Below are 8779 nucleotides of genomic sequence, written 5' to 3'. Positions count from 1 at the left end.
AACAACATTACAGTTGATTGATGAACCGTCAAATACGCCTAAACCTAAGAAATTAACACTAAAAGACTTGGAGGTACTGGAGGTATCATGCTTAACTTAACACCTATGCGCTGACCCCTCCTGGAGCGACAAATAAGCGGAGCCACCCCTTTCTTTCTTGTGCTACCATGAGATATAAAGAAGATACATTATTACGATATGTCAAGGATATCCATAATTATTTATCCCATATTCTTAGACGTAAGTATCCGACGCAAGAAAATATTACCTTTATTTATCAGTGTGTTACAGTTTTTAGGCAATCACAACTGGTAAAGGTGGGATGCAATGTTAGTAAGTGTTCAATCTGAAATTCATTCGCCTTTTTCTCTGCCATCCAGGGACTTCAGCAGTGTAATCAGCCCCTCCAGTACGTCCGGCGGGTCTGCGTGTCCCATGACGACCTCAAAGCCCTTCTGATTGTAGCGTATCTTATGGCTGCTCCTGGTCTCAACGTCAGACAGCCACTCCGGTGGAGGGACGTCCTCCAGGGCAAAAGCAACAAAAACTGACCCGTTCTGGGGTAACACAGAGAGCACCTTCGTCCTCTTGCACAGGAGCCTCACCCGCATGATGTCAAAGAGGTTGATGAGCCTCTGAGGCAACCTGCCAAACCTGTCGGTCATCTCATCCTGGAGTGCAAACAGCTCATCGTCGGTCTTTGACAGGGCTATGCGCCTGTAGAAGTTTAACCTCAACGTGACGTCCTCAACGTACTCATCGGGGATGACGGCCTCGACCTTGAGGTCTATTACCGGCTCTGTCCCTTGCTCTATGGGCATCCCGCGCAACTGTGCGATCTCCTCCTGGAGCATGTCCATGTAGGTGTCAAACCCCACTTCGTATATATGCCCCGATTGCTGTGCGCCAAGCAGATTTCCTGCCCCGCGTATCTCCATGTCCTTGAGGGCCAGCTTCAGCCCCGCACCCAGATAACTCAACTCCTGCATGGCGCTAAGACGCTTCTTTGCATCCTCCGTAATCAAGTCCTCCCCGGGGATGAACATGTACGCATAGGCACGGACATCGCTCCTGCCCACGCGCCCACGCAACTGGTGCAGGTCCGCAAGGCCAATCATATCGGCACGGTTGATGATGATCGTGTTTGCCGATGGGATGTCTATCCCTGAGCCGATTATGGAGGTCGATACCAGGATATCTATGCCACGCTTGATAAACCGCACCATGATGTCCTCCAACTGGTGTTCGTTCATCTGTCCGTGGGCAACGGCAATGGATGCCTGGGGCACGAGCGACTTTACCTGGGCGGCTATCTTTTCGATATCGGCAATCCGATTGTGGACAAAAAACACCTGCCCCTTCCTGTCAAGTTCCCTCTGAATGGCCTCCTTGAGCACGCCCTGATTGAACTGACATATAATGGTGCGTACTGCCTGTCTGTCCTCGGGCGGGGTTGCAAGCGTGCTCATCGTCCATATGCCCGATAGCGCCATCTGCAACGTTCGCGGTATGGGGGTGGCGCTGAGACTGAGGCAGTGGGTGCCATGCTTCATTTCCTTGATACGTTCCTTTTGCGCAACACCGAAACGGTGCTCCTCGTCTATGATGAAAAGCCCCAGGGCCGGCACCTTGAGGTCCTTTCTCAATAGCCCCTGGGTTCCTATGATGACGTCTATTTCGCCTTTGGCAAGTCGCTTGAGGGTCTCGTTTATCTTGGACGGGGTTTTGAATCGACTTATGAAGTCAATGTTGGCCGAAAACGGTGAGAACCGCTCCTTGAAGTTCAGGTAGTGCTGCTCGCACAGGATGGTGGTTGGCACCAGGATTGCGACCTGTTTGCCGTCATAGACCGCCTTAAAAGCAGCCCGCATGGCCACCTCCGTCTTGCCGTATCCGACATCTCCACAGAGGAGTCTGTCCATTGGCCTGGTTGACTCCAAGTCGCTCTTTATGTCAGCGATAGCGGTAAGTTGATCGGAGGTGGGTTCGTATGGGAAGAAGTCGTCAAACTCGGCGTGTACGGGGCCATCAGCGCAGAGAGCCTCGGCCTCCACGATGCCGCGCTGTGCGTAGTGCCTGATGAGTTTGGCGGCAAGCTCCTGTACCTTACCTTTGACCTTCTTTCTGGCCTTTTGCCAGGTTTTACCGCCAAGTTTATCGAGCTTGGGCAGAGCGCCCTCGTGGGCGTAGTACTTCTTTATGACCCCGATGTTCTGGGCCGGAATGTAGAGCCTTGCATCATCGGCGTACCCCAGGATCAGCATGTCGGAGACAAACCCCTCAACCGTCTCCTTCTTCAACCCCTCAAAGACACCAATGCCGTGCTCCTGATGCACCACGAAATCCCCAACGTCAAGGTCATCCAGCCTGCGCACGATATCCGTAAGTGAGCCTCTACGTGCAGAGCGGTGCCTGGATACCTCGCCAAACAACTCCCGTTCGGTTAACACCATTAGACCGTCTATAAACAGCCCTTCGGTCAGTTGTCCCACCGTGATAAGGACGCTGCCGGTAAAGGAGCCGATTGCCTCGTGATTGATGATGGCAACCGGTACTGAAGACTGTGCAAAGAGGTCACTGAGCCTCTGCGCCTGTGCCGTCGTGGAACACACCATGATGACACGGTGCGATTGTGCGATTGTCTCAATTGTCTGTGGCAAGGCGGCAATGGACTGTCTGTCTTCGATGAGCACGCCCATGCCGGCCATTGAGATTGCCCCGGCATCAGAGCCTTCACCTACGATGGGGGTCTTTGACACGACCGTCTGTGGCAGCGGTCTCTCCCCTCCTTGTACGCTCATGGTGAAGGCCGCCGACTCAGTGGCAATGTCGTCCATGAAGAAGAGGCGCTCTGTCTTAAATATGTCAAAGAGGTACGCTGCTCCCTCTGTCTGCTGTATGGGCAGTAGGACAAGTTCATCGATTGCCTTGACAGTGCGTTGGGTATCGGGTGAGAACAGACGTATCGATTCTATTTCGTCGCCAAAGAACTCCACCCTCACGGCCATCTCCATGGATGGCGGGTAGAGGTCAAGGATGTAGTTGCGCAGACTGAACTCGCCCTTTTCAACGACCAGGGCAGCTCTCCGGTAGCCAAAGCAGGTGTGCAGTATCTCCACGATGTCCTCGCGGGAGGTGTCGTTGCCTGTTTTGAGGGCAAGCGTCTGGGAGCGGAGTGCTTCCGGGGTGTTTATTGGTTTGATGAGCGTATCGAGGGTTGTTATGAAGGAGGCGTTTTGTTGATCGTTGACGATTATTTCGACCTGTCTGCCGGCATTTGCGGCATCCTGTGCATCGGGGAAGTATATCAGTGGATTGCCGCCGTTTATTTCGGCGTAGAACATGAAGTCTTCAAGGATTCGCAGGCAGTCATCCTCGCTCTTGGTCACAAGGATGTAGCGCTCCTGCACCGTCGTAAGAAGCAGCGGCAACAGGCTGCCCTTGAGGTTAAAGAGGCGGCTTACTAAAAGCGAACCAAACGAGAGAAGAGGTTGCAATCCCACTGATTCCTTCTCTTCTTGTTCACTGTGCATACTCATATGCAATTGCTATAGGTTGACGTAATCGTTCTATATATACCGGGGCAACCGCACTTGAAATGGATGTCTCAGAAGGCTCCCTCCCCAGGCAAGATCAAACTTTATCACTCAGATACGCTCTCAGTTCAGCAATAGAAGTGGATTTCCTGATAAGCTTACTGAATGCATCCAATTTGTCTATCGTACCAATGGTCCTGACCATATCCATAAGTCCAAGCCCCTCATAGCCATATTTGATATCAAGCATCCCTTCTATTCCTTTGAGTTCGCCTTTGAGTTCGCCTTCCAGATTACCCTTCATGAATACATCTCTAAAGATTTCGCTGTCTTCTATGTCGATGGTTATAGGCATATTCATCACCTCCGCTTTTACTTTTTTATACAAATTTACCAACTCGGAAAGATACAGTAATTTTATGACATAATTTTTCCTTTCCTTGTAGGGCATTGGGTAAAATATGTCAAGTATCTTCTTTATCGTGCCATCCACGTCATCGGTTTTGCACAGAATAGCCAACAAGCAATCATCAGGGCTATCGCCTGTAATTAATTGATTGCCGTTAATAGTGTGTATGTCTACCAACCTGTAGGCATATTTTATACCTCCAAGCTCTACGCTGCTTGGCATGTTTAACGGCTTTTTGCCAATATATAAAACAATCTGGATTGGTAATACGTCGTACTGGTTGTATATAAAGCCGGAATAGAGATACATTCGTTTCAACATGGTACTATCGTTTGTTGATTGTATTTCTATGTGGATTATAGTGCCATCAGATGTCTTAATCACTATGTCAGGTTGTCTGGCCTGGATATCAGGGAACTGGACGTCCATGAACTGCCAAGAATCATATCCCGTCAATATCTTGAGAAATTGCCGGGGGATATCCTTAATTATATCCTTTAAAGCTATATCGTACTTCTGGTGCATGGTTATATGATACCGGCATCCGGGCATTGTTGTCAACATCGCTCTTTTAACTTTGCAGAGACTCTCCAATGTTTGTTCCTGTAAGTATTTCTGTGATGGTAGAAGGTTAAGCATTATGGGGTCAAGGGATCGCTGCCCCCTCCTGGAGCGACAAAGAAGCGGAGGGGGTGGGGCACCCCTGCCACAAACCGCCCCTTGCTTTCTTTTTTGAAACGTGCTATATATGTCATCACAGGATTTTTTACAGTAAGTTTTTGCGATTGACTTTTGTATCGGACTATGTTATGTTACATCTGTTGTTTTTAAATTTACATGGAGGTAAAGATGAAAGATGAAAGCAGTGTAAGCGGAACTGTCGGATGTCTTGAGGCCGGTACGGCTGGGGTGGACGATGAAAAAACGACGACGAAGATAAAAACGCACGCTGAGGCAGTAAAGTCATCGGAGGCCATAAAGCACAGTATAACGCATGATTCGCGACAATCCATACTGGCTATGCTAAGGTTTGACCCCAACAGGATTGCTACCCTGATGACCGGCATCGCAGAGTAAAGCGGTACAAACAATCCTTGCAGGTTGCCGTTTTATCATACCGACAATGTAGATACTTAAAGTCATAACAGAGTGATAATTACTCCAGGAAAGAGTTGATTTCAGAAAACATCGGATGGGTGTACCAGCTAAAAAAGAAGATGCTGGTGGCAATCGTGTATCTCCTTTTGTTGTGCAGTTTCATTGCTGCCGGCTCAGTCTTTATCCTGCTGCCCAAGGCCATGCTCAAAAACACAGAGCAAATGACCCATGCCTTAAGCGATACCATGCTGATGATGCTGAAACACCTCATGATGAGCCATGAACAGCAAGCCATGCAATCGATCTTTGATGCCCTCTCAAACGACAAGGATACAATAAGCTCTGCATTTATCGTCAACGACAAGGGACTAATTGTCTATTCAACAGACAGGTCCAAGGTGGGAATCACCCTGGACCGCTTCAAGGAAGGCTCCTGCATTATCTGCCACAAAAGTAAAGATACCCCCCCCTCTCAAAAGACACGTATCGTCAGGAATAAGCACGGAGAGAAGGTGTCACGAAACGTCTCTGTCATACTCAACGAGCCTCCCTGCTATGGTTGTCATGCAAAGGAGCATACTATAAATGGCAAGCTCATCATAGACGCTCCAATAAAACACACGGAATCTATTATCAGGCGCGTCGAAGCGATTATATTTGCACTAGGCGTGGTTTGTCTTGCAATAGTAATCGTGTCATTGACCAGGGTGATAAACAAGTACATATTTGAGATACTCAAGCAACATCACGAGATCACGCTTCTGTACTCCTTGATGGAGCGCCTCAGCAAGACGATAGACGTGGAAGAATTAAAGGTCATCTCAATAGATATAATCCGTGAGACGTTCAAGGCAGACATGGTTATTATAATCATGCCCAGGCCGAATAGACAATACAGGGCATACACCAAAGACATCGGTAAGGATAGGCTCGTTCGCGTCAACCTGCAGCAAAACGAACAACTGAGCGGATTAATCAACAAATGGTACGACGCCACACTCAACGAGTTCAGGATGTCTCAGGACAGGAAAGAGATATACATGAATGTCTTAAAAAATGGCAGGATATATGCCCTTTTTGTTTGCCAAAAGTTTGTCGGAACTTTTAACCCGGATATACAGAGCATCGTGGCAGCGATAAACAAGCACGTTGTGATGGCATTTGAAAATGCCTATCTCTACAACATCGCCATTACCGATGAACTAACCGGCCTGTATACGCAGAGGCACTTCAGACACATCATCGAAAGGGAATTTGGTAAACTGTCGCTGTACTCTGACGGCATCACACTGTTGATGATAGACATAGACGACTTCAAAAAGGTCAACGATACCTACGGACACGTAGCGGGCGACATGGTGATAGAGGGCGTGGCCGCATACATACGCAACGCCATCAGGGATAACGATATGCCGTTTCGTTACGGTGGAGAGGAGTTTGCCGTCTTGCTCTCTGCAACGGACATTGATCGTGGTTATATAATTGCAGAGCGAATAAGAGAAGAAGTGCAAGGGGCCGTGTTCACGGATGATAGTCTATCGCTTAATGTAACCATCAGCGTTGGTGTTGCCAATTGCCCAAGGGATGCCGAAAGCGTCCGGTCTCTTATCGTAAAGGCGGACAATGCGCTGTATGTGGCAAAGCGTTCAGGTAAAAACATTGTAATTAAGTCTGAACCTGATTCCCACGAGGTGACAGACAATGCCGGTTGAATACATCAGTGGTAACGTCGTTGACGTAAAGAACGGCGTTGTATACGCCGCCACGCTGGAGGTACTGGAGGGCAGGATATCCAACATTGACAGAGATGGCGGCGTTTACGATAGCTTTATCATCCCCGGATTCATAGATGCGCACATACACATAGAGAGTTCGCTGCTGACGCCTGCGGAGTTTGCCCATATGGCGGTTGTGCATGGGACGGTGGCGGTGGTGTCCGATCCGCACGAAATCGCCAATGTGCTTGGCCTTGCTGGGATCGACTATATGGTGGACAGCGGCATGGGTGTTGGGCTAAAGTTTTTCTTTGGTGCACCCTCCTGTGTTCCTGCCACGACGTTTGAGACCTCCGGGGCAACCCTCGACGTTGACGACATTGAACAGTTGCTCAGGACAGACCACATAAAGTACCTCAGTGAGATGATGAACTACCCCGGCGTTCTGGACGACAATCCGGTAGTCCTGTACAAGCTGAGTCTTGCCAGGAAGTACGGCAAGGTAGTCGATGGTCATGCGCCCGGGTTGAGGGGGGATGACTGCGAAAAATACATACGGGCGGGTATCAGCACAGACCATGAGTGTACCACCCTCGAAGGCGCCCTGAACAAGTTGCGACTTGGCATGAAGGTAATCATCCGCGAGGGGTCTTCTGCCAGGAACCTCGACACGCTCGCCCCGCTGATCAACGACCACTACGCCGATATCATGCTGTGCTCCGACGACAAACACCCCGACGATCTGCTGCAAGGGCACATAAACACAATGGTAAAGCGTCTGCTCAGGGCCGGTTACGACAAGATGAGCGTCCTCAGGGCTGCCTGCGTCAACCCCGTCCTGCACTACAACCTCGACGTCGGACTGCTCCAGGTGGGCGATGCCGCCGATTTCCTGGTAGTCGATAACCTCGAAGACATCAATGTGTTAAAGACGGTCATCAACGGTGAGGTTGTTGCAGAGAGTGGTATCTCTATACTCCCACGGAGGGTCGTCAGGGTTGTCAACAACTTCAACACCGGCAGGAAAGAACCCGGGGACTTCTTTTTTCCGCATCGTCCTGGCAGGTTGAAGGTCATAGAGGCCGTTGATGGTCAGTTGCTTACGGAGGTGTTCTACGGTGATGTGATGGTGTCAGGTGCGGCGGGCGTAGAAGACGCTAATGTCGTCTCTGACGTTGGCAGCGACATCCTCAAACTTGTGGTGGTCAACCGTTATCGGGAGGCCCCTGTGGCGGTGGGGTTTGTCAAGGGATTCGGTCTGATACGGGGGGCCATGGCCTCCAGCGTTGCGCATGACTCACACAACATCGTTGCCGTGGGCGTTTCGGACGAGGCACTCTGTCAGGCCGTCAACCTCGTGATCGAACACAAGGGCGGGCTTGCCGTCGTTGACGACGGTGTCAGCGAAGTGTTGCCCCTGCCCATAGGAGGGCTTATGAGCGATCAGAGTGGCATTGAGGTAGCTGCGGCATATGCCAGGTTAGACGCCCTGGCAAAAGGACTCGGCTCCAGGCTGAGGGCGCCGTTTATGACGCTATCGTTTATGTCGCTGCTTGTGATGCCACGACTTAAGCTCGGCGACAAGGGATTGTTTGACGTTGACTCCTTCGAGTTTACTGATCCCTTTGTGGTATAGGTACAACATAGAGGGGAAGGGTTTACCCTCTGTTATACAGCGGGCGCTGACTCCTTTTTGTCTTCTTCACAGAGCGTGCGTGCATTTGCATCTGTTTGAGGACATATTGGCAGCTTATAAGCAAGACAGATGTTGAGAGCTTCACCAGATTCTATAGAAGTGGCAGTTATACATGGCTCATCTTTATTTAGCTTGGTATAATCTTTTGTCAGTCCTGGTGTCAAACCAAGTGCATCTCTCATATCTTCAGTTTCAATGTTAATGATACAATCATTTTGTATCCTCTCAAAAAAGCAGGGTAATTTTTATTTCACGTTTAAAAGGCATGGATTCCTGCTTTCGCAGGAATGACAATTACAGCCGTTTTCTAAGTGTGTCATTTCTT

5 protein-coding genes are annotated in these 8779 nt (G+C 49.7%); 3 read left to right on the top strand and 2 right to left on the bottom strand.

Annotated elements, in window-relative coordinates; all coding sequences use genetic code 11:
* Positions 1–353: 353 nt before the first annotated feature.
* The gene (gene mfd, locus HWQ67_RS08955; RefSeq protein ID WP_218252344.1) at positions 354–3533 is read right to left on the bottom strand and encodes a transcription-repair coupling factor; all 3180 of its coding nucleotides are present in this window, start codon (positions 3531–3533) and stop codon (positions 354–356) included.
* A 100-nt stretch (positions 3534–3633) separates the two neighbouring features.
* Positions 3634–4509: a hypothetical protein gene (locus HWQ67_RS08950; RefSeq protein WP_218252343.1), complete on the bottom strand. Its 876-nt coding sequence runs from the start codon at positions 4507–4509 to the stop codon at positions 3634–3636.
* Positions 4510–4794: 285 nt separating this feature from the next.
* Here HWQ67_RS08950 and HWQ67_RS08945 point away from each other — a divergent pair, with 285 nt between their 5' ends.
* The 3 genes from HWQ67_RS08945 to ade all read left to right on the top strand — a co-directional run bounded on the left by HWQ67_RS08945 (position 4795) and on the right by ade (position 8394).
* Entirely contained in the window at positions 4795–5022 is a 228-nt protein-coding gene (locus HWQ67_RS08945) for a hypothetical protein (protein WP_218252342.1), read from the top strand.
* Positions 5023–5141: 119 nt separating this feature from the next.
* Positions 5142–6755, top strand: a complete 1614-nt coding sequence (locus HWQ67_RS20215) for a sensor domain-containing diguanylate cyclase (RefSeq protein WP_218252341.1) — start codon at positions 5142–5144, stop codon at positions 6753–6755.
* Positions 6745–8394, top strand: coding sequence for an adenine deaminase (gene ade, locus HWQ67_RS08935; protein ID WP_218252340.1), 1650 nt, complete (start codon positions 6745–6747; stop codon positions 8392–8394). Before HWQ67_RS20215 ends, ade begins: the two co-directional genes overlap by 11 nt.
* Positions 8395–8779 lie beyond the last annotated feature (385 nt).

The organism is Candidatus Magnetobacterium casense (assembly GCF_019173545.1).
GTDB classification, from domain to species: Bacteria; Nitrospirota; Thermodesulfovibrionia; order Thermodesulfovibrionales; family Magnetobacteriaceae; genus Magnetobacterium; species Magnetobacterium cryptolimnobacter.
Note: the sequence above shows the minus strand (reverse complement) of the source record. Positions and strands in the feature narration are given on the sequence as shown.